Origin of the sequence: Streptomyces atriruber (assembly GCF_001418325.1) — a bacterium.
In the GTDB taxonomy this organism is placed as follows: domain Bacteria; phylum Actinomycetota; class Actinomycetes; order Streptomycetales; family Streptomycetaceae; genus Streptomyces; species Streptomyces atriruber.
The window spans coordinates 1-25,012 of record NZ_LIPN01000174.1 but is presented as its reverse complement, the minus strand read 5'-3'; the positions used below and the strand labels follow the sequence as shown (position 1 = coordinate 25,012).

Below are 25,012 nucleotides of genomic sequence, written 5' to 3'. Positions count from 1 at the left end.
GCCCGGGAGGGGCCCTGGGCGGTCGGGTCGGGATCGGTGAGGGACCGCGCGTGGCCGCCCCTCGTCACTGCTCGGCCGTCACTGCTCAGCCATCACTGCTCGGCCGTCATTGATCGCCGCCCGCCCCCACCCGCTTGGTGAACTCGTCGTGGCCCGGCCAGGAGAGCACCAGCGTGTCGTTCTCCAGGCGGGCCTTGGCCAGCACCGGCGTCATGTCCTGGGACGGGGCCGCGGCGAGGGCCGCGCGGGGCGACGGGTGGGCGCTCAGGGCCCGCAGGGTCGCGATGGTGGGCGGCATCATCAGGAGTTCGCCGTCGTCGTAGCGGGCGGCCGCCTCCGAAGGGCGGATCCAGACCGTGCGGTCGGCCTCCGTGGAGGCGTTGCGCGTGCGCTGGCCCTCGGGCAGCGCGGCCACGAAGAAGAACGTGTCGTAGCGCCTGGGCTCAAACTCCGGGGTGATCCAGCGCGCCCACGCGGCCAGCAGATCGCTGCGCAGGCAGAGGTTCCTGCGGTTCAGGAAGTCGGCGAAGGAGAGGTCGCGGGCCACCAGGGCCTCCCGGTCCGTCTCCCAGTCGTCGCCGGTGGTGTCGCCGACGACCGTCTCCGGTCCCGGCCCGGCGAGCAGGACGCCCGCTTCCTCGTACGTCTCGCGGACCGCGGCACAGACGATCGCCTGGGCGGCGGCCTCGTCGTCGACGCCGAGCCGGGCCGCCCAGGACGCGCGCGTGGGGCCCGCCCAGCGCACCAGGTGATCGTCGTCGCGCGGGTCGACGCCGCCGCCGGGATACGCGTACGCGCCCCCGGCGAAGGCCATGGAGGCGCGTCTGCGCAGCATGTGTACTTCCGGCGCGCCGTTCCCCGCCTCGTCCCGCCCGTCCCTGAGCAGCATGACGGTCGCGGCACGGCGCGGAGTCGCGGGCGTCAGCTCACCGCTCGCGAGGGCACGAATGCGGTCGGGCCACTCCGGGGGGTACCACTGCCCATTTGCCATGGGCGGAGGCTATCCCCTAGTGAGCTGATGTTCGAGAGGCAACTACGGCTGCCTACAGGGGCCCCGGTAAGCAGCACCGGCACCCCCGAACGGCCGAAAACCGCTGACGGAACCGCCGACGAAACCGCCGACGAAACCGCTCACGCCTCCGTCAGTTCCACCTGGAACTCGACCTCGACAGGAGCGTCCAGGGGCAGCACGGCGACGCCGACGGCGCTGCGGGCGTGCACGCCCTTGTCCCCGAGGACCTCGCCGAGGAGCTCGCTCGCGCCGTTGATCACGCCGGGCTGGCCGGTGAAGTCCGGTGCGGACGCGACGAAGCCGACGACCTTCACGACGTGCGCGATGCGGTCCAGGTCACCGGCGACCGACTTGATCGCGGCCAGTCCGTTCAGCGCGCAGGTGCGGGCCAGGTCCTTGGCCTCCTCCGGCGTCACCTCGGCGCCGACCTTGCCGGTCACGGCGAGTTTGCCGTCCACCATCGGGAGCTGGCCCGCGGTGTAGACGTACACGCCGGACCGGACGGCCGGCTGGTAGGACGCCAGCGGCGGCACGACCTCCGGCAGCGTCAGTCCGAGCTCGGCGAGGCGGGCCTCGACTGCGCCGCTCATGCCTGCTTCTCCCGCTTCAGGTAGGCCACGAGCTGCTCGGGGTTGTTCGGCCCGGGCACGACCTGGACCAGCTCCCAGCCGTCCTCGCCCCAGGTGTCAAGAATCTGCTTCGTGGCGTGGACGAGCAGAGGCACGGTTGCGTATTCCCACTTGGTCATATGGCCGACTGTAGTCGCTGTGGGGAGCTGCTCAGGGTGGGCTCCTGCGTGGTCCGGGCGGCGACTGGTTAGGCTCGGAAGGGTGAGCAGGCTCCAGGTCGTCAGTGGCAAGGGCGGTACCGGCAAGACCACGGTGGCCGCGGCCCTCGCGCTCGCCCTCGCGACGGAGGGCAAACGCACCCTCCTCGTGGAGGTCGAGGGCAGGCAGGGCATCGCGCAGCTCTTCGAAACCGAAGCGCTGCCCTATGAGGAGCGGAAGATCGCCGTCGCTCCCGGGGGCGGGGAGGTGTACGCCCTCGCCATCGATCCCGAGCTCGCGCTGCTCGACTACCTCCAGATGTTCTACAAACTGGGAGGTGCGGGACGCGCCCTGAAGAAGCTCGGGGCCATCGACTTCGCGACCACCATCGCGCCGGGACTCCGGGACGTGCTGCTGACCGGCAAGGCCTGTGAGGCCGTGCGCCGCAAGGACAAGCGCGGGCGGTACACGTACGACTGCGTCGTGATGGACGCCCCGCCGACCGGTCGCATCACGCGCTTCCTGAACGTGAACGACGAGGTCGCAGGGCTCGCGAAGATCGGGCCGATACACAATCAGGCGCAGGCCGTCATGCGGGTCCTGAAGTCGCCCGAGACGGCCGTGCACCTGGTGACCCTGCTCGAAGAGATGCCGGTCCAGGAGACCGCGGACGGGATCGCCGAGCTGCGGGCCGCAGAGCTGCCCGTGGGGCGGGTCATCGTCAACATGGTGCGCCCCGCCCTGCTGGGCGACGCCTCCCTGGAACTGGGCCTCGACCGCACGCCCCGTACGGCCATCGCCAAGACGCTGTCCGCAGCCGGGCTCGGCGGCGCGCGGCGCGGCGGGGGCGCGGAGCGGCTGGTCGATCCGCTCCTGGAGCAGGCCGCGGAGTACGCCGAGCGGTACGCCCTGGAGCGCGACCAGCGCGCCCAGCTGACCGACTTCGGCCAGCCCCTGCACGAACTCCCGCTGCTCGTGGGCGGGATGGACCTCGCGGGTCTCTACGAGCTCGCCACGGCACTGCGGAAGCAAGGGATCGCATGACCAGGGAGCGCACGACCGGCGACCGCACGTCCCAGGAACCGGCACGGTCCCTGGACCCCGACCGCACGCTGGACGTGGACGCCCTGATCGACGATCCGAAGACCCGGATCGTGGTGTGCTGCGGCTCCGGAGGCGTCGGCAAGACGACCACGGCGGCGGCCATCGGGCTGCGCGCGGCGGAGCGGGGCCGCAAGGTCGTCGTGCTCACCATCGACCCGGCGCGCCGGCTCGCGCAGTCGATGGGCATCGACTCGCTCGACAACGTTCCGCGGCGGGTGAAGTCCATCGAGCCGGTCGACGGGGCGGCGGGCTCCGGCGAACTGCACGCCATGATGCTCGACATGAAGCGCACCTTCGACGAGATCGTGGAGGCGCACACGGACAAGGAGCGCGCCAAGGCGATCCTGAACAACCCCTTCTACCAGTCGCTCTCCGCGGGCTTCGCGGGCACGCAGGAGTACATGGCGATGGAGAAGCTGGGGCAGCTGCGGTCCCGGGACGAGTGGGATCTGATCGTCGTGGACACGCCGCCCTCGCGCTCGGCGCTGGACTTCCTCGACGCTCCCAAGCGCCTCGGGTCCTTCCTGGACGGGAAGCTGATCCGGCTTCTGATGGCCCCGGCGAAGGTGGGCGGCCGGGCCGGGATGAAGTTCCTGAACGCCGGCATGTCGATGATGACCGGGGCTCTGGGCAAGCTGCTCGGCGGTCAGCTGCTGCGTGACGTACAGATGTTCGTGACGGCCATGGACAGCATGTTCGGCGGCTTCCGGACGCGGGCCGATGCCACGTACCGACTGCTGCAGGCGCCCGGCACGGCGTTCCTGGTGGTCGCCTCGCCGGAGCGGGACGCGCTGCGGGAGGCCGCGTACTTCGTGGAGCGCCTCGCCGCGGACGACATGCCGTTGGCGGGTCTCGTGCTGAACCGAGTGCACGGCAGCGGCGCCGCTCAGCTGTCGGCCGAGCGGGCGCTGGCCGCCGCGGAAAATCTTGAGGAGAGCCGCATTGTGGATCAGGAGGACGGGAAGGTAGGAGTTCGTAACTCCCCCGAGAATTCCGCGACTTCAGAGAATCCTGCGCCTTCCGATCCAGAGGATCCCGCACCCTCCGAGGCCCCCACGGACCCCGAGCCTTCCGAGGATCCCGACCCTTCCGAATCTTCCGAGGACCCGTCCGTCGAGCAGTTGACCGCGGGTCTGTTGCGTCTGCACGCGGAGCGCATGCAGCTGCTCGCCCGTGAGCAGCGCACGCGTGACCGCTTCACCGCGCTCCACCCCGAGGTGGCAGTGGCCGAAGTGGCCGCGCTGCCCGGCGATGTACATGACCTTGCTGGGCTCCGGGCCGTAGGGGACCGGCTGGCAGGCTGACGGAACGTGGGGTTCATCGGCCCGGATGCCCGGTCGCGGGGCTCAGGGCCCCGCCCGTGTGTTCGCCTTGCCCCGACGGCCTACCCGACCGCCGCGTAGCTCTCGTACGTCTCCTCGTCCTCCAAGTCCACGGGCAGCAGGCCCGCGCCACGCTCGTACTCGGAGCGCGCTGTCTCCAGGAGCCTGCGCCATGAGGTGACGGTGGGACGCCTGCGCAACAGTGCGCGGCGCTCTCGCTCCGTCATGCCACCCCACACGCCGAACTCGACGCGATTGTCCAGCGCGTCGGCCAGGCACTCGGTCCGCACCGGACATCCGGTGCACACCGCCTTGGCCCTGTTCTGCGCTGCTCCTTGAACGAACAGTTCATCCGGATCGGTAGTGCGGCAGGCCGCCTGCGCACTCCAGTCGGTTACCCAGCCCATACCGGCGCCGTCCTCTCCCGAATCGAGGCTCCCCCACGGCGGCAGCGGCATATGCACCGCCGCCAGTTGAGGACGTTACGGAAGGTGGGCACAGCGCAACACCCCCTTCGGGCCCAATCTTGGATGGCCCGAACGGACTATGCGTAAGCGGCAGATCACCCGACGGAGTGAGCGGGCGACATGCGTGAGGAACCCGGCATTCCGGGACAGTTCAGTTGAGTCACAACGGACGCCGAGCACCACATAAGGCGAATTCGGACATGATTCCGTCGGATTCGGGAGCGAAGAGGGCTTGTTGCCGAACCACACTGCTGTGACAGTTGGGAGCAGCTTAGGCCAAGGCATTAAGGCCTGTCCGGCGAATCAGAACGTAGGCTGCCCTCATGGGAAAGAAGCGCTCGGGCGGTGGTCTGTCACCAACTCAGCAGGCCGCGAAGTTCCTCGGAGTCAGCGTCCTGGCGGGTGCGGTGCTGGCCGGGATCGCCCTGCCCGCGGCCGGGGCGCTGGGCCTCGCGGCCAAGGGCTCGGTCGAGGGGTTCGACGAGATCCCCGCCAACTTGAAGCAGCCGCCGCTCAGCCAGCGCACCACGATCCTGGACAACAAGGGCGGGCAGATCGCCACGGTCTACTCGCGCGACCGCACGGTGGTCCCCCTCAAGGACATCTCGCCGTACATGCAGAAGGCGATCGTCGCGATCGAGGACGCCCGCTTCTACGAGCACGGCGCGGTCGACCTCAAGGGCATCCTGCGCGCCCTCAACCAGAACGCGCAGAGCGGCGGCGTCTCGCAGGGCGCGTCGACGCTCACGCAGCAGTACGTGAAGAACGTCTTCGTGGAGGAGGCCGGTGACGACCCGACGAAGGTCGCCGAGGCCACGCAGCAGACGATCGGCCGCAAGGTCCGCGAGCTGAAGTACGCGATTCAGGTCGAGGACAAGCTGGGCAAGAAGCGCATCCTCAAGAACTACCTGAACATCACCTACTTCGGGCAGCAGGCGTACGGCATCGAGGCCGCGGCCCAGCGGTACTTCTCCAAGCACGCCAAGGACCTGAAGGTCCAGGAGGCGGCGCTCCTCGCCGGAATCGTGCAGTCCCCTAGCCGGTACGACCCGGTGAACGACGCGGCCGAGGCCACCAAGCGGCGCAACGTGGTGCTGCAGCGGATGGCCGACACGCACGACATCTCGCAGGGGCAGGCCGACGAGGCCAAGAAGACCGAGCTCGGGCTGAACGTGAGCCGCCCCAAGAACGGCTGCATCACCTCGGTGAGCGGCGCGGGCTTCTTCTGTGACTACGTGCGCGAGGTGTTCCTCAACGATCCGGTCTTCGGCAAGACCAAGGAGGACCGGGCCAAGGTCTGGAACCGGGGCGGTCTGAAGGTCCGCACGACGCTGGATCCGCAGGCCCAGGACTCGGTGCAGGCGTCGATCAAGAACCATGTGAACAAGACCGACGACGTGGCGACCGCCGCCACCATCGTCGAGCCGGGCACGGGCAAGATCCTAGGCATGGGCCAGTCCCGTCCCTACGGCTTCAAGAAGGACGAGACCACGATCAACCTCTCCGTGGACGACTCCATGGGCGGCGGCGCGGGCTACCAGCCCGGCTCGACGTTCAAGCCGATCGTCGCGGCGGCCGCCCTGGAGGGCGGCAAGTCGGCCGGGCAGAGCTACTCGTCGCCGTACGAGATGCCCTATCCGCAGCGCGTGGCCGCGTGCGACGGCAAGGACTGGGTGAACTCGGGCGGCGCGAAGCTGACCAACGAGAACGAGACCGAGGTCGGTCCGTACGGCATGCGGGAAGCGACCGCGAAGTCGGTCAACACCTACTACGTGCAGCTCATCGGCGACATCGGCATCTGCCCGGTGACGAAGCTCGCCGCCAAGATGGGCGTCGAGCGCGCCGACGGCAAGGAAATGATCCAGGCGCCGTCGATCGCCCTCGGCACGCAGGAGATGTCGCCGCTGACGATGGCGGGCGCGTACGCGACGTTCGCCTCGCGCGGCACGTACTGCACGCCGATCGCCATCGAGTCGATCGCGACGCTCGGCGGCAAGTCGCTGCCGGTGCCGAAGTCGACGTGCTCGCGTGCGATGTCGGAGCGGACCGCCGACACCATCAACACGCTCCTGAAGGGCGTGGTCGAGGACGGTACGGGCAAGCAGGCCGGTCTCGGCTCCCGCTCCAGCGCGGGCAAGACGGGTACGACCGACTTCCGCTACGCCGCCTGGTTCGTGGGCTACACCCCGAACATGTCGGGCGCGGTCTGGGTCGGCGACCCGATGCACAAGCGGCAGATGGTCGACATCACCATCGGCGGAGTGCCGTACGGCAAGGTCTTCGGTGGCGAGGTGCCGGGTCCGATCTGGCGCGACGCGATGAGCGGTGCCCTCGCGGGCAAGCCGGCGCCGAACTTCAACACCGTCCACATCCCCGGCGGGGACAAGGGCAAGGGCCGGGACCGGGACCGGGACGACGGCGACGGCGACGGCGGCCACGACGACGGCAGGCCGGGCGGCGACGGCGGCGGCAACGACGGGGGCGGCGGCAACGACGACAGCCCGTGGCCCGACATCACGATCCCGCCGGACGTCCTCGGCGGGAACGGGAACGGCGGGAACGGCGGAAACGGGAACGGCGGCGGGATCGGCGGCGGCTGGCCGCGGTAGCGGTTCCGGTTCCAGTTCCTCCGGCACGTGAGTACGTGGATACGTGGATGAGGGCGCCCCCTGCTTCAGGGGGCGCCCTCATCCACGTACGTACTGGAGAAACCGGCGTACTCGCCGCGGATCCTCAGCCCGCGAGGAGCTTCTTGACCGTGGCGGCGACGCGGCCGCCCTCGGCCAGGCCCGCGACCTTCGGGTTCACGATCTTCATGACCTGGCCCATGGCGCGCGGGCCCTCGGCGCCGGCGGCCTTCGCCTCCTGGACGGCCTGGGCGACGATCTCCTGGAGCTCGTCGTCGGAGAGCTGCTTGGGGAGGTACTCGGCGAGGATCTCGCCCTCCGCCTTCTCCTTCGCCGCCTGCTCGGCGCGGCCGCCCTCTGCGAAGGCCTCCGCGGCCTCGCGGCGCTTCTTGGCCTCGCGGGCGATCACCTTCTGCACCTCGTCGTCGGAGAGCTCGCGGGCCGTCTTGCCCGAGACCTCCTCCTTCGTGATCGCGGTGAGGGTCAGCCGGAGCGTCGAGGAGCGCAGCTCGTCGCGCCCCCGGATCGCGGCGGTGAGGTCTTCCTGCAGCTTCGACTTGAGCGTGGTCATGGGTTGATTGTGGCAGGTGCGGACGATTCTCCGCCCATCGATTTCCTTGGGGCGCGGGCAGGTTGCCCGCCGGTTGTCCCCCTATTGCCCGCCGGTCGCCCGCCGGTTGTCCCTGAACCGCCCCTCGGCGCCTGGCGGATTGCGGGTGCCGGAGGTCTGACACGATGGGGGGATGCGCGCGCGATACGCAGTACCCCTCGGCATCACGGCGACGGCCGCGGCAGGCCTCGCCTACTCGGTGGGCATCGAGCCCCGTTCCTTCCGGGTGAGACGGGTCACGGTGCCCGTGCTGCCGCCGGGGATGCGCTCCCTGCGGGTCCTTCAGGTGTCCGACATCCACATGGTGTCCGGGCAGCGCAACAAGCAGCGGTGGCTGCGTTCGCTGGCGGGCCTGCGGCCCGACTTCGTGATCAACACGGGCGACAACCTGTCCGACCCGGAGGGCGTCCCGGAGACGCTGGACGCGCTCGGGCCGCTGATGGAGTTCCCCGGGGCGTACGTCTTCGGATCGAACGACTACTACGGCCCGAAGCCGCGCAACCCCGGCCGCTATCTGATCGAGAGGGTGCAGGGCAAGCACGGCCTGAACGGCAACGCACCCGCCGTCGGCGTCCCCCGCAACCCCTGGGAGGGCCTGCGCGACGGATTCGACGCGGCGGGCTGGCTGAACCTCACGAACACGCGGGGCTCGCTGAAGATCGACGGCTACGAGATCGCGTTCACCGGTCTGGACGACCCGCACATCAAGCGCGACCGGTACGCGGACGTGGCGGGCGGTCCGGAGGCGGGCGCCGACTTCTCGATGGGCATCGTGCACGCCCCGTACCTGCGCTCGCTCGACGCCTTCACGGCCGACGGCTACCCGCTGATCATCGCCGGCCACACGCACGGCGGGCAGATCTGCATCCCCTTCTACGGCGCCCTGGTCACCAACTGCGACCTGGACACGGACCGCGTGAAGGGCCTCTCCCGGCACCAGGCCGAGGGGCGGACCTCGTACCTCCACGTGTCGGCCGGGTGCGGGGCGAACCGCTACACGCCGATGCGGTTCGCGTGCCCGCCGGAAGTGACGTTGCTGACGCTGACGGCGCGCGACTGATCAGGGGCGTGCTTACCGTGGAGGCATGATCGCGCCGACTCCTTCTTCCGCGGGTGTTCCCGCGGAGGCGGTCGTGCCTCCCGTGCGCCGCCCCCTCGTGGCCGTCTTCCGCGCACTGCTCGTGCTCGCCGCGGTGACCGGGGTCGTCATCGACCTCGTCACCGGCAGCCCGCCGCGCGTCCTCAGCTACTTCACGGTCCAGAGCAATGTGCTGGTGGCGGTGGTGCTCGGGCTGTCGGCGCGGCGGGCCTGGGAGGGGCGTCCCGCGCTGCCGCCCCGGGTGACGGGCGGCACGCTGCTCTTCATCTCGATCACCGGTCTCGTCTACCACTTCGTGCTGGCCAACGACGCGAGCGGCTTCTCGATGACCGAGGGCACCGACCTCTCGGGCTGGCACTCCCTCTCCAACCAGCTCCTGCACACCGTGACGCCGATCGGTGTGGCCCTCGACTGGCTGCTGCTGACCAGGCCGGGCGGGCTGCGTCCGCGCGATGCGGGGCTGTGGCTGCTCTATCCCCTCGCCTACCTCGGCTTCGCCCTCGCCCGCGGCGCGATCATGACCCCGGGCTCGACGGCCCGCTACCCCTACCCGTTCCTCGACGTCGACCTGCACGGCTACGCCGGGGTCCTCGGCAACGCCGTCATCTTCGGCCTGGCCTTCTACGCGCTGGCCCTCCTGCTCGTCGGCCTCGACCGGATCCGCCCCGACCCGCGGGGCCCCGGGAGCGGTCCCCCGAAAACCGGATTTCGTCTCCGGGCGCCGGTCCGCTAAAGTAATCGATGTCGCCACGACCTGCCCGGCAGGCCAGTGGAGCAACGACATCGGGGTGTAGCGCAGCTTGGCAGCGCGCTTCGTTCGGGACGAAGAGGTCGTGGGTTCAAATCCCGCCACCCCGACAGCTGAAACACCAGGTCAGGCCCGGTCTTCCTTCATGGAAGACCGGGCCTGACTCGTTCTCCGGGACCGCTGGGGAGCAAGGGGGGAGTGGATCAAGGAAATGCACTCCCCGCTCGTCACCCCAGCCGCGCCCTCAGCAAGGCATCGGGCAATCACCGTCGGGACACCGGCACTCACCGGCGAGACCGTCACCAGAGTCTGCGAGCGCGGCCTCGCCCGCCTCATCCATCACCAGGTCGACCACCTCGAACCGACATGTTGCCCTCCCTGAGTCAGCGGCTGCACGACGCTCGCCCAGAAAGAACGTTGAACTCCCGGAGAATCAATTTCTGCGTTCGCGAAGAGAGAGTTTGACGGGCCGCGTGGTAAGAGTTTTTCGCACGACGAACAGAGTGCATTAATTCACCACTCGCAGGCCACCGGGACGTGCTACTGTCGTTTCAGTTGCAGTTGTGGTTCCCAAAACTTCAAGCGCCCCTGATCGAACTTCAGAACGGGAGCGCTTTCGCGTTTACCGGGTAATTTCCGGCGGGGCGATCATCGCGGCGACACGGAATCTGCAGAGCGTGGATCTCGATGCACTGCCCCAAGGGAGATAGACATGGCCAATGGCACTGTGAAGTGGTTCAACGCGGAAAAGGGATTCGGCTTCATCGAGCAGGACGGTGGCGGCGCCGACGTGTTCGCCCACTACTCGAACATTGCCGCCCAGGGCTTCCGTGAGCTCCTCGAGGGCCAGAAGGTGACCTTCGACATCGCGCAGGGCCAGAAGGGCCCGACGGCCGAGAACATCGTTCCGGCCTGATACTGACGCACAGTTTGCAGCTGGGGCCCGCATCCTTCGGGGTGCGGGCCCCAGCTGCATGTTTTTTTCGCAGTGCCTTCATCTGCAGGGTCGAACTTGGCAGGATCCGCAGCCCCAGCGCAGACGGATGATCACGCAGGGACAGAAACTTGCCCCTTCACGGTATAAACCCTGCACCGCAGATCTCGAACCCTCGGCACGCCAGCTGTTTCAGCGCCCGCGCCCCGCGCATTCCATTTGCCGGTCAGCTCCACTGCCGGTTGCCCATCGGTACATTCTTGTAATTCTCTGCGTCGTTCGTTCTGGCGGGAATTCCTTGATATGCGCCGCATCGAGGAAGGTTCTCGTATGAACCGCACACGTACGAACGACCGTTTCAGCCGCAACCGTGGCGGCAGTGGCGATGCCGGAAAGGGCGGACGGCACCTCGGTTCGTCGGCCCCGCGCCGTTCCGCCGGACGGCAAAGTGAGTTTGCGCTCCCCACGACGATCACCCCCGCGTTTGACGCCGCGGAGGACTTCGGCGATCTCGACATGCCCACGCAGTTGCTGGCCGAGCTCGGCAGGCAGGGCGTTACCGTGCCGTTTCCGATCCAGGGTGCGACGCTGCCGAACTCCCTCGCGGGCCGCGACATCCTGGGCCGTGGGCGCACCGGCTCAGGCAAGACCCTCGCCTTCGGGCTCGCCCTGCTCTCCCGCATCGCCGGACAGCGCGCCGAGCCCCGCCAACCGCTGGGACTGATCCTCGTCCCCACCCGCGAGCTCGCCCAGCAGGTGGCCGACGCGCTCACCCCGTACGCGCGCTCCGTCAGGCTCCGCCTGGCCACGGTCGTCGGCGGGGTGTCGATCGGTCGGCAGGCACACGCGCTGCGCGGCGGAGCCGAGATCGTGGTGGCGACCCCGGGCCGCCTCAAGGACCTCATCGACCGTGGTGAGTGCCGGCTGAACCAGGTCGGCATCATCGTGCTGGACGAAGCCGACCAGATGGCGGACATGGGCTTCATGCCCCAGGTCACCGCGCTGCTCGACCAGGTGCGCCCCGAGGGGCAGCGGATGCTGTTCTCCGCCACGCTGGACCGCAACGTCGACCTCCTGGTGCGCCGCTACCTGACCGACCCCGTCGTCCACTCGGTCGACGCGTCGGCCGGCGCGGTCACGACGATGGAACACCACGTTCTGCATGTCCAGGGCGCCGACAAGCACACCACCACCACAGAGATCGCCGCCCGCGACGGCCGCGTGATCATGTTCCTGGACACCAAGCACGCCGTCGACCGGCTGACCCAGGATCTGCTCCGCAGCGGTGTGCGCGCCGCGGCGCTGCACGGCGGGAAGACACAGCCCCAGCGCACCCGCACGCTGGAGCAGTTCAAGACCGGGCACGTCACGGTGCTGGTCGCCACGAACGTCGCCGCCCGCGGCATCCACGTCGACGACCTCGACCTCGTCGTCAACGTCGACCCGCCGACCGACCGCAAGGACTACCTTCACCGCGGCGGCCGCACGGCCCGCGCCGGCGAGTCAGGCAGCGTCGTCACGCTCGTCACGCCGAATCAGCGCCGCGGCATGGTCCGCCTCATGTCGGATGCCGGGATCCGTCCGCAGGTCACCCAGGTCCGCTCCGGCGAGCCGGAACTGCATCGCATCACCGGCGCCCGGTCTCCCTCCGGCATTCCGGTCGTCGTCACCGAGCCGGTGGCGGAACGGCCCAAGCGCGGCGGCTCCGCCCGTGGCCGTCGCCGTGCCGCTTCGGCGAACCGGCGTGCCTCCGTTCAACAGCGCCCTGTCGAGAAGGCGGCCTAGCACCTCCTTGATCAGGAACCTGATCCCTCTCTGTAGGAGACATCTTTTGACGCTCATTCAGTTGCAGCTCCGCCCGACGGACGCCGACGCCCCGCGCACGGCGGTGGTCGATACCGCGAAAGAAGCCGGACCACGGGTCTGGGACGACATGACGGTCGAGGTGGCGCTGTCCGTCATGGCCGGCGCCCGAGTCGGACACCTGCTCGTCTGCGACGAGGACGGCATGCGCACCGGCCTGATCACCCTGGCCCGGCTCACCGCCGTCCGTGACAGTTCCGGATACACGGACCGGATCCGCCTGCGTGACATCAGCGGGGGCAGCGGACACTTTCCCCCGCCGCGGACGACGGCCTGAGCCCGATGCCGGAGCGCTGCGACCGGCCCGGCATTCTGCCCGCGGGTGACGGACGCCGCAGTGCTCTGGCCGCCCTCGGCCCTGCCCGCTGAATCAGCTCCCCACGACCGGTCTCCCTCCCCCGCTCCTTATGAGGTCTCATGCGCTGTGTCATCGCCCGCTTTCCGTTCGACCTGACCAAGGCCGGTGTGCTGGAGACAATGAAGGGCGTCAAGCCCGAGGCGGTCACGAGTGACTCGGTGACCATCGGGCGGCGGCAGTACCCCGTCAAGCAGGTCGGCCAGTTGATCACCCGCCAGGACCGCCGCGACTTCAGTACGGGCGAGGTCGTCCGGGCCATGACCCGACTCGGGTTCACCTGCCGAACGATCCCGATGAGCGCGCCCGTGCCCGATCTCAGCCCGCTCCAGCGGGCCTCCGCCATGCTGGGGACCAGCGTGGCCTGAGCCGCAAGAGCAGGCACGAGACGACACCAGGACAGCAGTGAGGGCCCGACCGGCACGACCGGTCGGGCCCTCACTGCGTGGCGAACCCTGGTCATGTCGCTGCGAGCTTGGTCTCCTCAGCCATCCATGGACGAGCGAAGAGGGTTACCTCATCGACAGGCACCCAAAAATCTATCCCGGCCCAAGTAGACATTGGGCCCTCATGTAGTTATGGTTTCTGTCGTAGCCGAGATCGACCAGGGCCCTGCAGACACGAACTGCCGGGCAGAGGTGCACGCATCACGGTGCGGTGGTGGAGCCTCGAAGCCAGGGCTGTTGCACGACGGCGACGGAGCTGACCACCGGACCGGGTGGCCCGCGGTGATGAGGGGCCGCCGCAGCAAGAGAGTGAATGATCCAGAGGGAAGAACGGAGGAATCGACCGCCATCAGGATCGCCCGGGAGCACCACTGAGCCCGGGTACCGCAGGACATCGACAGGCAGGTGGTCTCCGGTCACGCATCCGCGATCCCCGCGACCCCGTCGGCATTACGGACGGTCATGCGGAAACAGAAGGCCGACACAGCATCAAGGTCGGTAGATGGTGTAGTAGTTCCTTCGGGGCCCTGGTGCCGTACGGCATCAGGGCCCCTCGACGCGTTCCACAGAGAGGTGAAATGACAGCAGACAATTCGCTGGGCCGTCTCGATGACGACGACTATCCCGCCTACACGATGGGCCGGGCCGCCGAGATGATCGGCGCCACTCCCGGCTTCCTGCGCGCCATTGGCGAGGCGCGGTTGATCACGCCCCTGCGCTCCGACGGCGGGCACCGCCGCTACTCCCGCTACCAGCTGCGGATCGCGGCCCGTGCGCGTGAACTCGTCGACCAGGGCACCCCGATCGAGGCCGCCTGCCGGATCGTCATCCTCGAGGACCAGCTCGAAGAGGCTCAACGCATCAACGCCGATTACCGACGCGCCGCCGAATCCTCCGATCCGACGACCACAGCTTGAGGCGAGCGCCGGTCCAGCCCGGTGGAACCGGCCCCGCCCTCCACGAGCAAGCCGGCTGAACTTGCTGTCGACGGTACGACCCAGCCGCCGAAGGCGGCCCCCGCGTCAAGGATCGTGGCACAGACCCGCCGGATCCGACGGTCCCGATCATGATCAGGTCGTGGCGCTCGGGGCCGCGCAGCCGGCGCGTGGCACCCGGCCCGGAGCGAGGAGAAGTCGGGAGCCAGGTGGGAGCCGAATCGCTCCCCGAGCCCTCGCGAGACCGCTCCCCGCCGAACCTCATTCGGGACGAAGAGGTCGTGGGTTCAAATCCCGCCACCCCGACAGAGAAATAGCAGGTCAGGCCCGGTACTGAGAGATCAGTGCCGGGCCTGATCCGCGTTCGGGGGCCAGTTTGGGAGCCGAGCTCTGTCACGCCGGCTTCTGGTGCCCCCGTGAGGGCAGGGCATGGCGCAGTACGCGGCTCCACATGGATGCGTACTGGCGCCACAGCGGTCCGGTGACGTACGGGAGGCCGTAGCGGTCGCAGATGTCCCTCACCTGCGGTGCCAGCCGGGCGTAGCGGTTGCTGGGCAGGTCGGGGAAGAGGTGGTGCTCGATCTGGTGGCTGAGGTTGCCGGTGAGGAGGTGGAGGAGCGGGCCTCCCTCGATGTTCGCCGACCCCTGGATCTGGCGCAGGTACCATTCGCCGCGCGTCTCGCCGTCCAACTGGTCCTCGGTGAAGGTCTGCACGTCGCCGGGGAAGTGGCCGCAGAAGATGACCGTGTGCGCCCAGACGTTGCGGGCGCCGTTGGCCGTGAGGGTGCCCAGGAGGCAGGGCAGCGCGGACGGGCCCGCGAGGAGTGGGAACAGGACGTAGTCCTTGGCTGCCTGGCGCACCGCCTTGCGTGCGACTCCCGATGCGTCGCGGAAGAAGGCACGTACGCTCTTGCGGCCCTGCGCCACGGCGTCGGCCTCCAGGTCGTACAGGGCTATGCCCCACTCGAAGACGGGCGCGAGCAATACCGCGTACAGGGGTTGCAGCAGATGGACCGGGCGCCAGGGCTGGTCCGGGCTCATGCGCAGGATCGTGTAGCCGAGGTCCCGGTCGCGGCCGACGACGTTGGTGTACGTGTGGTGCAGGTGGTTGTGGGTGCGCTTCCAGGCGTCGGCGGGGGCGGCGAAGTCCCACTCCCAGGTGGTGGAGTGGATGGCCGGGTCGCCCAGCCAGTCCCACTGGCCGTGCAGGATGTTGTGGCCCAGCTCCATGTTCTCCAGCGTCTTGGCGAGCGCGAGCAGCGCGGTGCCCGCCGCCCAGGCGGGCGGGAAGAGGGAGACGGCGAGCGCGAGGCGGCCGCCGGCTTCGCAGCCGCGCTGCACGGCGATCACCGTACGGATGTAGCGGGCGTCGTCCGGTCCGCGGGCCGCCACGATCTCGGCGCGGAGCCGGTCAAGCTCCCGGCCCAGCTGTTCGGCGCGGTCGGCGTGCGACGCCACGGGCGGTGGAGTTCCGTCGGCTCCGGCGGCAGCCGCTGCGGGCATCGACATGGGTACGGGACTCTCCTCGCAGAGCTCTGGTTCTCACAGGTCGAGGACGAGCGGCCCTGCGGCACCGTTGACGCAGGTCTGGATCAACTCGCCCGGTTCACCTCGCAGTTCACCGGTCCGCAGATCGCGCACGCGGCCGTCGACGAGCGGGACGAGGCAGCCGAAGCACAGGCCGCGTCGGCACCCGTGGGGCATGGGCACACCCGCCGATTCACCGACCGCGAGGAGGGACGACGCTGCCGTCGCGTCCGCCTCCACGGCGCTGCGGTCGAACCGCACCCGGCCGCCGACGGCATCGGCCCCCGGCGCCCGCACGGGTGCCAGGTGGAAACGCTCCACCCGCAGCCGTTCCCGCACGCCCGCTGCGGCCCACTGCCTCTCGGCCACGTCGAGGAGTCCGGCCGGACCGCACGCCCAGGTCTCGCGACGGCGCCAGTCCGGGCAGAGTTCGCCGATCCGCTCCGCGGTGAGCCGCCCCTCCGTACGCGTATGCGTCAGGCGAACGCCCAACCACGGCAACCGTCGCTCCAGCGCGACCAGTTCGGCGCGGAAGAGGCACTCGGCCGGTGACGGCGCGCTGTGCAGGAGCAGCGTGTCCGGAGCGGCACCGCCGTGCCGTACGAGCGTGCGCAGCATCCCCACGACGGGCGTGATACCACTGCCCGCCGTGACGAAGAGGAGCCGTCCGGGCAGCGGCCGGGGCAGCACGAACTCTCCCTGGGCCGGGCCGAGTCGGAGCACGGCGCCGGGCGGGGTCCGGTGTACCAGGTGCGGGGAGACCCGGCCGTCGGGACGGGCCTTCACGGTGACGGTGATCTCACCGCCGGGTCCGTCCCCGGGTCCGTCGCCGGGCGGCGAAGTGATCGAGTACGTACGCCAGTGCCGTACGCCGTCGATCTCGACTCCGAGCGGCAGGTACTGCCCGGCCCGGTGACCGCCCCAGCCCCTGCCCGGCCGGATCACCAGCGTGGCCGCGCCGGTCGCCTCCCGCCGCACGGCGCTCACCCGGCCCGCGGGATGCCGCGCCGACCACAGCGGATCGAGCAGGCCGAGATAGTCGTCGGGCGAGAGCGGACTGGTCAGCCAGGACGCGGCCGTCAGCGCGGCCCGGGCGCCGGGCCGCAACGCTCCCGGCGACAGCCATGGACGTACGGACATGCGGGTGCCCCTCCCCTTGCGACCCCTTCCCCTCATGACCCTGGACCCGGCACTCATGACCCTGGACCCGGCACCGAGCGAAACACACCGTGCGCCGGACCACACCGCCGCACGGCACGCTTTGCGCCGTCCCTCGCACGGCCTCTGCCAGGTGGGACGCGCCGGTGCCCAGCCTGCGACGCCGCCGACGAGCCCGAGAATGACCCGATGGCGACGGGTCGGCCGCTCACGGACCGGAACCGCGCGTGTCGGCGTCGCGGGCCCGGCCGTTCTCAGGACCGCGCTCGAGGGACCGCCCTGAGGGGTGTCGGCGCCACGACGTTCCTTGCTCCCGTCACGCTCTCCATGATCGGCTTCGCGGCCTCCTCGGTCGTGTCCGGCGGGACGACGAGCAGGTCCCAGCGCCCACGGCCGGGGGCGAGAAGGACGACGGTGTGCGCTGCCGTGGCCGTCAGGCTCATGCGCAGACGGACGACCTGGCCGGCGACGAACATCCGTCCCGGAGCCGACGACCACACCGCACCGTTGAGCATGACGCTGGTGATGTGCCCCCAGGTGCGGGGCAACCCGGCGAGCAGCCCGGGGAGTTCGACGAGCGGATCGTACGAGCGCGGCCACCATGCTCCGTCGATGGCGCGGGGCCCGCCGGCGTGAGGCGCCAGGCACAGGCGGGGCAGAGGTGGGGAGGAAACCAGGGGTTGCGGTGTGAGGGTCATGGGTGCGGCTCCTGCCGACTGCTGTGCTCGGACGGGGTGTTCACGGCGGCGTGACGGGTGGTTCGCGGATGGTTCATGGAGGCCGTCGCATGCGGCCGAGGCGCCGTCAGAGAGGCGGATGAGGGTGACCGACGCGTCGAGCCGACCACGTTCCACACCGTGTCGGGTGCGAGCGCGAGGACGTACCGGCGCTCCCCACCGCCCCGTGAGGCGTCGAACTCCCCGGTGGAATAAGGAAGGTTCCCGTCGTGTGCCCGGGAACGGGGCTGTGTCGTGCGGGGATGAGGGGAGGAACGCGTGGTGGACGTCCGGTACATGCGCGGGCTCCTCGCCTTGGTTGCGGATGGCGCGGCCAAGGTCCAGGGCTGCCACTGAATGGACGGACGGCGAGGGAGGAGTGCTCCAGGTGGTCGGGCACCGGCATGTGAACGCCCTCGCCCCTTTACCGTACTCCTGTCGGACGGAAATCGACCGGGACGTACGCTGGGGACGCCGGACGCTCCTCGTACGCCGACTCCGCTCGGCGTCGCTTCCGGCGCACCACGACAGCGGGCCGCACCGCCACAGGCCCGAAGAGGGGCGTGCGTCATGAACGCACCCATCGTCCATCGCAGTTCAGCCGACCCCGGACGACTCGCCACGTACCCACCCGCCAGGCTCGTCCTGCGCCCGCCGACCTTCCCGCCGGGTCCGGTGTGCGGGGCCTGGTGGCCCCGCACCGATGACCTCGCCGCCGAACTGGCCTCGCTCATCGATGTGTTCGATGCCTCCCACGGCCTCGTGACGCGCATCGCGTCCCACCACGGAAGCTGGCCGCACGAGCCGCACACCCTCCCCGTGACGGGTCACACGGTCACGGCAAGCTGGTACACGTCCGGCATCGACCCACACACGATCCGGCTCTTCTCCTGCGGTGCCCGCCGCTGGGACCTGCTCGTCGTCCCGCCGCGCAGCGAGGCCGGCGCGGCGGCCCGGCTGATGACCGCCGCGGCCGACCCCGCCCGCCACCTCACCGGAACGGCCCTGATGGCGGCCGAGGGCCCGTCCGGGTAATCCGCCGCGCACGACCGGCGGCGACGAGCTCACCGCCGAACCGGACGACGCCGACCGAACGACGCCGGTACGCCGCATCCGCTGCCCGGCGAGCAGCCGGGCAGTCGTGGTCGGGACCGCCGCAGGAGTAGGCTCGGCAGCACCGAGAGGATTTCTCGACCGGCTTCCGTGCCGGTTTCTCGCTCGGTTCCATCGCACCGGGCCGGCACGACAGCCCGGGGACAGGTCGACACCATGACGGTGCTCACCGCACGACCCCCGCCGACCGCACCGACCACACCGACCGCCGAACTCTTCGCCGACACGCCGTTGCGGCTGTCCGTCAAACCTCCGGGCCCGCCCTCCGGTCTGCTCGACGGCGCCTGGTGGCCGCGCTCCCGAGACCTCGCTCGTGAACTTCCCGCCCTGACCGACCTGTTGGATCCCTTGTGGGGTCGCATCACGCGCGTCACGGTCAACCCGACGTACTGGCCCGTCGTACCGCGCAAGATCTCCGTCAACGGACGTGTGGTCAAGGTGGGTTGGTTCCGCGCCGAGCAGGACCCGCACCAACTCATGCTGCTTTCCTACCACGTAGGGCGCTGGGACCTGCTGATCATTCCCCCGGAGACCGGTGCGGAGGCCGCCGGGCGCCTCATGGCCGCCGCCTGCGATCCTCGGATCGTACGCACCGGCAGCGCTCTCATCGCCGACGAGCTGGGCCGTCACCCCGCAGCCCCGGCCGAGGCTGACCCGCCGGGCCGCACGCCGGCAGAGGCGTGGGAGGCGGAGGGCGGCGCCATGGCCACGCCCGTCGGCGCGGCCGACGGCGGGAGGTGAGGGGCCATGGACACCGGCATCACCGTCGCCGTCATGCTCGCGATGATCGCTCTGGGGGCATTCGTGATCCACCTCCTCGACGACCAGCACTCCGAACGGATCGCACTGCACCAGTACAGCCGTCGTCTGCCCGGCCGCCGTGGCGACCACAGCCCCACTCGGCCGCAGCCCGACGGCACCGCACCACCCGCCGTCCGCCCCCGCCGCGACCACCGGGACGGTGGGCGCGGGCGCCTTCGTCCGCGGCGCAGGACCAACAGAGCCGCGCAGCGGCGCAGGACATGACCAGACGTACGGCGACGCGGCTCGGCCCGACCGGGCCGAGCCGCCAGGAACAGCCTGCCGACGGTCGCGTCGAGGCCCGCGTCGTCGCCGCCCCCGACACAGCACGGCAGGTCGCACTGCTCCGCAGCCGATCCATCGTCTGCGACGAGCCCCGCGGCTACCCCACGGGCAGCGCAGGAGGCGGCACCCGGCCCCACCTGACCGTGGACACCCTGCCCACCCAAGTGCCCGGCCCGGCGCCCGGAAGCGGAGGCGCCATGTCCTTGCCCCAGCCGAACGTTCACCAGCCGCGATGACAGCCGCCGACTCCGGACAGGGCCGTGAGCGCTCCGCCCTGGACGGGGTGCGCCTGCGCCGCCTGAACCGCCGGCAGGCCCCCTACGCTCCGGCAGGATCCGGCGGACCCCTACGTGGAGTCCTCGGACAGCGCGACCGGCGAGACGTACCGCCGCAGGGAGGACTTCCTGCATCGCCTCGCGGACTCCGTACGGCGCCCGGCTTCTCGATGCTGGTCGCCGGGACGACCACTCCGGCCGGCTGCGCCTTCGGCTTCCCCATGGCGCGCGACGGGTCCCGGTGGCTCGGCTTCGAGGGCGGCCTGCCCAGGCCGGTCGAGCGGCTGACCTCCTCGGGGCACGCCTTCGCCGTCACGGAGATCGTGGTACACCCGCACGAGCACACCTCCGGTCTCGCCCGGCTACTGCAGACACAACTGCCCGCCGATCACCACGCCTCGCTCGGCGCCACCCTGGTGGACCAGGCCGACCACGCGGCCCGAGTAGCCGGAGCGAGGCGGGAAGCGTGGAGTGCCCCCGAAGGGGACCAGGAACGGGAGGCGCGAGGCGGTGCGCCGCGACGGCATTCCCGCTGTGTCGGCGCGGCCCTTCACAGGTGCTCTGGTCAAGGCGCGCGACCGGGACGAAACTGGGTGGCAGCAGGAGTCCGCAGCCCGTGGGAAGGTGTCCCCGGATCTCTCTTGGAGGTGGGGTATGCCTGAGCTGCCGCGTGAGGAGCAGTTGGCGGCCGCGTTCGTCGACCTCGCCGACACCTTGGTACGGGACTTCGACGTCATCGGATTCCTGCACACGCTCGCCGAGCACTGCGTGGCTCTGCTGGATGTCGCGGCAGCCGGAGTCCTGCTCGCCACGCCTGGTGGCCAACTGGTCGACGCCGCAGCCTCTGACGAGCGCACCCGTCGGCTGGAACTGGCCAGCATCGAGTGGGACGAGGGGCCCTGCCGGGACTGCTTCAAGACCAGGGGACAGGTTCCCGACGTTCCGCTGGCGACGCAGGCGGCCGAGATGCGCTGGCCCCGGTTCGCGCCGCGTGCCGTCGAGGTCGGTTTCACCTCGGTCGTGGCGGCACCGCTCCGGTTGCACGACCAGGTGATCGGGGCCCTGAACCTGTTCCGGGACCGGCCAGGACCCCTGGGCGACTCCCAGTTGCGGCTGGGTCAGGCACTGGCCGACACCGCCACCATCGGCGTCCTGCAACAGCGGGCGGTGAGCGAACAGATGACCGTGACCACACAGTTGCAGGCCGCTCTGGACAGCCGCGTCATCATCGAGCAGGCCAAGGGCTATCTGGCGAACCGCCGCGAAACCGACGTCGAGGAGGCGTTCACCCTCATGCGCCGCTACGCACGCGATCACCAGACGCGGCTCACCGACATCGCCCGCCAGGTGTTGCAGGGCACCGCCGACGCGTCCCTCCTCACCCGGCGCGATCGGTGAGGCATCGGCCCATCGGTGCTGACTGGTGGGCCCGCCGGATGATCTGCACTGCGCCCGGAAGGGGGCGAGCCCAGTGGCCCATCCGGTGATGGCCGACTACCTGCGCACCCTCAGCTCCCACACAGGCCCCGGCCTGGCACCGCTGCCCCTCGCGGCCTGCGCGGACATGCTGGGCCTGGACGGCCTCGGCCTGCTCCTTGCCCCGGGAGGCGGCCGGGCCGAACTGGTGCAGTCCTTCGGTGAGCGCACCCTCGCGCTGGAGGACCTGCAACAGGTCCAGGGCCAGGGGCCGAGTCTGGACGCCGCCCGCCACGGCGCACTGATACTGCTGCCCGACGTGGCCGACACCTCCGCCTTCGCCACCGCCCGCTGGCCCGGCCTGCCCGGCGCCATGGAACCTCTGGGCGTACGCGCGGTGTTCTCCTTCCCGCTGCGCATCGGGGTCATCGCGCTCGGCGCCCTCACCGGCCACCGCACCCGGCCGGGACCGATGTCCACCGGCCAACTCACCGACGCCCTCGGCATGGCCGACACCGTCGCCCAGATCACCATCACCACCGCCGCCCAGACGGACCGGCCCCACGCTCCGCTGCTCGACGAGCCCGGCCTCCACTTCGCCGAGGTCCACCAGGCCACCGGCATGCTCGCGGACCAACTGGCCACCGACTGCGACCACGCCCTGATCAGGCTGCGCGGATACGCCTTCAGCCACGACCGACCTCTCCTGGACGTCGCTCGAGATGTGCTGGCCCGCCGAATGCGCCTGGACGACGACGGGGACGTCTCGCCCTGACGTCTCTGTCGGCGATGCTCTGCCGGGATGCACGCCCTCCGGGGCATCCGGCCTCGTCGCCGTGTAGCAGCCCGGCGGGTGCACCAGCAGCTCTTCGGCGAAACCCGCCAGGAGTCGAACACGACACGCCACCCTGGAATGCCGACCCAGACCCGTTGGCGACCGGTCCCCATGGACATCCGCCTTCGAGAGGGTCGTCATGACCTCACCCCCTGCAGCGACCTGTGTCCGGGAAGTCCGCCTTCACGGTGACTGCACCCTGGTGGTCCTGTGCGGCGAAATCGACATCCACACCGCCCCCGCCATCACCGACTGCCTCGACGCACTCACCCACACCGGCGACTCCGACTTGCTGATCGACCTGCGCCCCGTCGACTTCATGGACGGCTCCGGGGTACGGATCCTCCATCGCGCCCGAACCCGGACCAGCGGCCGTCACGGGCGCTTGCGCCTGATCTGCATCCGCCCCGTGACCCTCCACCTGCTCAACCATCCACGACTACGCCTGGACTTCGACATCCTGAACCAGCTGCCCGCACCCGTACCGCCACGGGCAGCGGCCTGACCGGCGCGAAACCACCCTCGCCGCGCCCCCGCGGCGCCACTACGCTCGCCAAGCGGCCCCGGACCCTGGTCGACCGTGCGCCTCCCGCCCGCTGGCGCCGCAGGGCACCCAGCACACCGGTCGAGGCAACCCGGCCTGCCGCCCCATGGGGAGTGCGGCCGCAGGCCGGGCTCACGGCAGTCTTCGCGGTGCCTCCCGGGAGCCGGGTGTGGAAGAGGCCGCCGGGGCGGAGCGGAGCAGGCGTGGGCACGGCCGGTACGGCGGTTTGGGGTCCATGACCACCGCGCCGGTCCGGATCATGGGCCGGATCTGCTTCCGGTAGACCTCCAGAGGCGTCAACTGTCCTGTGAGGCAACGGTGAGGGCGTGGGCAACGCACTCCTCGGGTCTGGTGTTCAGCCCGGTCTTGTAGGCCGCATCGTAGGCCGCGTCGCCAATGGACTCGCGGATCCGTTGTGCGCACGCTTGCCGAGCGGCGATGAGTCCGGGCGTTCCCATCTGGGTCAGGCCGAAGGAGCGCCAGAGGGTGTCGGCGATGCCGAGCAGCCGCGGGGCTGTCTGCGGATCGATGGCGGCGACGGCCTGGGCCAGTGCGTCCAGGGCCAGTGCGGCTCCCAGCATGTCGTGCAGCCGCCACTTGATCTTGAGAGCGGCGCGGGCGTGCCCGACGGCCGTGGCCGGATCGCCCTTGGTCAGCGCGGCTGTGGACAGGAAGTACAGGGCGTAGCCCCGCATCCACTCCTCGTCTCGCGCCCCACTCTCCTGGTGCAGGACGGTGGCTGTCGTCTCGGCCTGGTCGAACTGGCCCAGTTGGAGGTGGGCAAACCACATGGCGCTGCGGATCAGGAACCTGGCGGCAAGGGAGCCGCCACCGCAGTCGGGCGACCGGTTCGCCTCGTCTAGAAGAGCGATCGCGTCGGTCGGCCTGCCGGTCATCACCGGTTGTGCCCCTTCGAGGTAGAGCGCGGCCGCGGCCGCGGCCGGGTCGCCGAGGTGTTCGGCCATGGGCGTGCAGAAGCCGTGCAGCACGGTGACGGCTTCGAAGTCGCCTTGGCCGAGTGCCACCAGCCCGCGGGCCCACAGGGCCCAGAACCGTTCCGGGCCGGGCCCGGTGTCCGGCTTCTTGCCGAGAGCCCGGTCCAGGTAATGCTTCCCTTCGCGCAGGAAGCCGCAGCCGAACCAGAAGAACCACAGGTTGCCCGACATCTCCAGTGCGACCTTCGGGTCCGGATGTGCGAGGCAGCTCTCCAGCGCGACGCGAAGGTTCGCGTGTTCGGCAGTCAGGCGCTCGGACCACACCACCTGGTCGGGGCCGAACCACTCCCGCTCGCCGGTGCGGGCCAGGTAACGGTAGTAATCCCGGTGCCGCCCATGAAGCCTGGTCTGTTCACCGAGCCTTGTCAGCCACTCCTGACCGTACTCACGCACGGTGTCCAGCATCGAATACCGGAGGCCGCGAGTGGTGCCCACCCGCTGGAGAATCGACTTGTCCACCAGAGCGGACAGCACCCCGGCCACCTCCCCGGCGTCCAGTGACCCGCCAGCGCAAACCCACTCCGCCGCCTCCTGTTCGAAGCCGCCGGCGAACACCGACAGACGGGCCCAGGCAAGCCGCTCCGGCGACGTGCACAGCTCATGGCTCCAGCCGATCGTGGTCCGCAGCGTCCGATGCCGCGACGACGCCAGGGGTGACACCATGCCCAAGTCGTCGGCGAGCGCATCGAAGCGTGACCGCAACCGGTACAGCAACCCCGACACGGACAGATCGGTGAGCCGGGCTGCGGCCAGTTCCAAGGCGAGCGGGATGCCGTCCAGCCGACGGCAGATCTCCTCCACATCCGCCCGGTTGTGCTCGGTCAGCGCGAACCCCGGCACAACGGCAGCGGCCCGATCAACGAACAGGGCCACCGCCTCGCACGGCTCTTCCGACCCGCCACACGGCTCTTCCGGTCCGCCGACTGCCGCGTCGACCGGTGGCGGGGGCAGACGCAGCGGGGCCACCCGCAGCAGCCGCTCGCCGCGGGTGGTCAACGGTTGCCGACTGGTGGCCAGGATGCGCACGCCGGGCGCAGCCGCCAGCAGTACCTCCACCG

The 25,012-nt window shown here is 70.2% G+C and carries 27 protein-coding genes and 1 tRNA gene; 18 read left to right on the top strand and 10 right to left on the bottom strand.

Annotated features, from left to right (window positions below; all coding sequences use genetic code 11):
• Positions 1 to 106: 106 nt before the first annotated feature.
• The 3 genes from AOK03_RS19860 to sp36 form a co-directional block, all read right to left on the bottom strand.
• Positions 107 to 991: an NUDIX hydrolase gene (locus AOK03_RS19860; protein ID WP_055566652.1), complete on the bottom strand. Its 885-nt coding sequence runs from the start codon at positions 989 to 991 to the stop codon at positions 107 to 109.
• Between the two features lie 140 nt (positions 992 to 1,131).
• Positions 1,132 to 1,602, bottom strand: a complete 471-nt coding sequence (locus AOK03_RS19855) for a RidA family protein (RefSeq protein WP_055566651.1) — start codon at positions 1,600 to 1,602, stop codon at positions 1,132 to 1,134.
• Positions 1,599 to 1,760 (bottom strand): Sp36 family protein, encoded by a 162-nt coding sequence (gene sp36, locus AOK03_RS41935; protein WP_003975360.1) that lies wholly within the window; start codon positions 1,758 to 1,760, stop codon positions 1,599 to 1,601. Before sp36 ends, AOK03_RS19855 begins: the two co-directional genes overlap by 4 nt.
• An 82-nt stretch (positions 1,761 to 1,842) precedes the next feature.
• Between sp36 and bagA the strand changes: the two genes are divergently transcribed.
• Together bagA and bagB are read left to right on the top strand one after the other, a co-directional pair.
• Positions 1,843 to 2,823: an ATPase BagA gene (gene bagA, locus AOK03_RS19850; RefSeq protein ID WP_055566650.1), complete on the top strand. Its 981-nt coding sequence runs from the start codon at positions 1,843 to 1,845 to the stop codon at positions 2,821 to 2,823.
• Positions 2,820 to 4,187: an ATPase BagB gene (gene bagB, locus AOK03_RS19845; protein ID WP_055566649.1), complete on the top strand. Its 1,368-nt coding sequence runs from the start codon at positions 2,820 to 2,822 to the stop codon at positions 4,185 to 4,187. The genes bagA and bagB overlap by 4 nt, the downstream gene beginning before the upstream one ends.
• An 80-nt stretch (positions 4,188 to 4,267) precedes the next feature.
• Here the strand turns inward: bagB and AOK03_RS43135 are convergent, their stop codons facing one another.
• A complete protein-coding gene (locus tag AOK03_RS43135) occupies positions 4,268 to 4,612 on the bottom strand; it encodes a WhiB family transcriptional regulator (RefSeq protein WP_030782081.1) in 345 nt (114 codons plus the stop codon).
• 383 nt (positions 4,613 to 4,995) lie between these two features.
• Between AOK03_RS43135 and AOK03_RS19835 the strand changes: the two genes are divergently transcribed.
• Positions 4,996 to 7,281: a transglycosylase domain-containing protein gene (locus AOK03_RS19835; protein WP_055566648.1), complete on the top strand. Its 2,286-nt coding sequence runs from the start codon at positions 4,996 to 4,998 to the stop codon at positions 7,279 to 7,281.
• A gap of 124 nt (positions 7,282 to 7,405) precedes the next feature.
• Here the strand turns inward: AOK03_RS19835 and AOK03_RS19830 are convergent, their stop codons facing one another.
• Complete coding sequence (locus AOK03_RS19830) at positions 7,406 to 7,870, bottom strand: GatB/YqeY domain-containing protein (RefSeq protein ID WP_055566647.1); 465 nt, start codon at positions 7,868 to 7,870, stop codon at positions 7,406 to 7,408.
• A gap of 172 nt (positions 7,871 to 8,042) precedes the next feature.
• Between AOK03_RS19830 and AOK03_RS19825 the strand changes: the two genes are divergently transcribed.
• The 8 genes from AOK03_RS19825 to AOK03_RS19790 all read left to right on the top strand — a co-directional run bounded on the left by AOK03_RS19825 (position 8,043) and on the right by AOK03_RS19790 (position 14,271).
• Positions 8,043 to 8,969: a metallophosphoesterase gene (locus AOK03_RS19825; protein WP_055566646.1), complete on the top strand. Its 927-nt coding sequence runs from the start codon at positions 8,043 to 8,045 to the stop codon at positions 8,967 to 8,969.
• 25 nt (positions 8,970 to 8,994) lie between these two features.
• Entirely contained in the window at positions 8,995 to 9,741 is a 747-nt protein-coding gene (locus AOK03_RS19820; RefSeq protein ID WP_055566645.1) for a Pr6Pr family membrane protein, read from the top strand.
• Between the two features lie 51 nt (positions 9,742 to 9,792).
• Positions 9,793 to 9,866 (top strand) — tRNA-Pro (locus tag AOK03_RS19815).
• A 602-nt stretch (positions 9,867 to 10,468) separates the two neighbouring features.
• A complete protein-coding gene (locus AOK03_RS19810) occupies positions 10,469 to 10,672 on the top strand; it encodes a cold-shock protein (protein ID WP_055566644.1) in 204 nt (67 codons plus the stop codon).
• Between the two features lie 348 nt (positions 10,673 to 11,020).
• Complete coding sequence (locus tag AOK03_RS19805) at positions 11,021 to 12,475, top strand: DEAD/DEAH box helicase (protein WP_055566643.1); 1,455 nt, start codon at positions 11,021 to 11,023, stop codon at positions 12,473 to 12,475.
• 46 nt (positions 12,476 to 12,521) lie between these two features.
• Positions 12,522 to 12,830, top strand: coding sequence for a CBS domain-containing protein (locus AOK03_RS19800; RefSeq protein ID WP_055566642.1), 309 nt, complete (start codon positions 12,522 to 12,524; stop codon positions 12,828 to 12,830).
• A 140-nt stretch (positions 12,831 to 12,970) separates the two neighbouring features.
• Positions 12,971 to 13,276 carry an SCO5918 family protein gene (locus tag AOK03_RS19795; protein ID WP_055566641.1) on the top strand — a complete coding sequence of 102 codons (306 nt, stop codon included), beginning with the start codon at positions 12,971 to 12,973 and terminating at the stop codon, positions 13,274 to 13,276.
• Between the two features lie 656 nt (positions 13,277 to 13,932).
• Positions 13,933 to 14,271, top strand: a complete 339-nt coding sequence (locus tag AOK03_RS19790) for a MerR family transcriptional regulator (RefSeq protein WP_055566640.1) — start codon at positions 13,933 to 13,935, stop codon at positions 14,269 to 14,271.
• A gap of 411 nt (positions 14,272 to 14,682) precedes the next feature.
• On the opposite strand, the gene AOK03_RS19785 is transcribed toward AOK03_RS19790, so the two are convergent.
• The 3 genes from AOK03_RS19785 to AOK03_RS19775 form a co-directional block, all read right to left on the bottom strand.
• Complete coding sequence (locus AOK03_RS19785) at positions 14,683 to 15,792, bottom strand: fatty acid desaturase family protein (RefSeq protein WP_055566654.1); 1,110 nt, start codon at positions 15,790 to 15,792, stop codon at positions 14,683 to 14,685.
• 39 nt (positions 15,793 to 15,831) lie between these two features.
• The gene (locus AOK03_RS19780) at positions 15,832 to 16,956 is read right to left on the bottom strand and encodes a ferredoxin reductase (protein WP_079074837.1); all 1,125 of its coding nucleotides are present in this window, start codon (positions 16,954 to 16,956) and stop codon (positions 15,832 to 15,834) included.
• 272 nt (positions 16,957 to 17,228) lie between these two features.
• Positions 17,229 to 17,672: a DUF5994 family protein gene (locus AOK03_RS19775; protein ID WP_055566639.1), complete on the bottom strand. Its 444-nt coding sequence runs from the start codon at positions 17,670 to 17,672 to the stop codon at positions 17,229 to 17,231.
• A gap of 588 nt (positions 17,673 to 18,260) precedes the next feature.
• Between AOK03_RS19775 and AOK03_RS19770 the strand changes: the two genes are divergently transcribed.
• The 4 genes from AOK03_RS19770 to AOK03_RS41015 all read left to right on the top strand — a co-directional run bounded on the left by AOK03_RS19770 (position 18,261) and on the right by AOK03_RS41015 (position 20,125).
• The gene (locus tag AOK03_RS19770) at positions 18,261 to 18,725 is read left to right on the top strand and encodes a DUF5994 family protein (protein ID WP_055566638.1); all 465 of its coding nucleotides are present in this window, start codon (positions 18,261 to 18,263) and stop codon (positions 18,723 to 18,725) included.
• A 234-nt stretch (positions 18,726 to 18,959) separates the two neighbouring features.
• Entirely contained in the window at positions 18,960 to 19,544 is a 585-nt protein-coding gene (locus AOK03_RS19765; RefSeq protein WP_055566637.1) for a DUF5994 family protein, read from the top strand.
• A gap of 6 nt (positions 19,545 to 19,550) precedes the next feature.
• The gene (locus tag AOK03_RS19760; protein ID WP_055566636.1) at positions 19,551 to 19,829 is read left to right on the top strand and encodes a hypothetical protein; all 279 of its coding nucleotides are present in this window, start codon (positions 19,551 to 19,553) and stop codon (positions 19,827 to 19,829) included.
• Positions 19,826 to 20,125: a hypothetical protein gene (locus tag AOK03_RS41015; protein WP_079074836.1), complete on the top strand. Its 300-nt coding sequence runs from the start codon at positions 19,826 to 19,828 to the stop codon at positions 20,123 to 20,125. The genes AOK03_RS19760 and AOK03_RS41015 overlap by 4 nt, the downstream gene beginning before the upstream one ends.
• Before the next feature lie 401 nt (positions 20,126 to 20,526).
• Here AOK03_RS41015 and AOK03_RS42665 read toward each other — a convergent pair whose 3' ends face one another.
• Entirely contained in the window at positions 20,527 to 20,691 is a 165-nt protein-coding gene (locus AOK03_RS42665; protein WP_157869007.1) for a hypothetical protein, read from the bottom strand.
• Positions 20,692 to 20,818: 127 nt separating this feature from the next.
• On the opposite strand from AOK03_RS42665, the gene AOK03_RS19755 reads away from it, so the two are divergent.
• From AOK03_RS19755 to AOK03_RS19745, 3 genes are all read left to right on the top strand, one after another.
• Positions 20,819 to 21,562: a GAF and ANTAR domain-containing protein gene (locus AOK03_RS19755; RefSeq protein ID WP_055566635.1), complete on the top strand. Its 744-nt coding sequence runs from the start codon at positions 20,819 to 20,821 to the stop codon at positions 21,560 to 21,562.
• A 73-nt stretch (positions 21,563 to 21,635) separates the two neighbouring features.
• Positions 21,636 to 22,355, top strand: a complete 720-nt coding sequence (locus AOK03_RS19750; protein ID WP_055566634.1) for an ANTAR domain-containing protein — start codon at positions 21,636 to 21,638, stop codon at positions 22,353 to 22,355.
• 199 nt (positions 22,356 to 22,554) lie between these two features.
• Positions 22,555 to 22,920, top strand: coding sequence for an STAS domain-containing protein (locus AOK03_RS19745; protein WP_055566633.1), 366 nt, complete (start codon positions 22,555 to 22,557; stop codon positions 22,918 to 22,920).
• A 335-nt stretch (positions 22,921 to 23,255) separates the two neighbouring features.
• Here the strand turns inward: AOK03_RS19745 and AOK03_RS19740 are convergent.
• Positions 23,256 to 25,012, bottom strand: a 1,757-nt coding sequence (locus AOK03_RS19740; protein WP_157869006.1) for an ATP-binding protein, incomplete at its 5' end; no start/stop codon positions are given.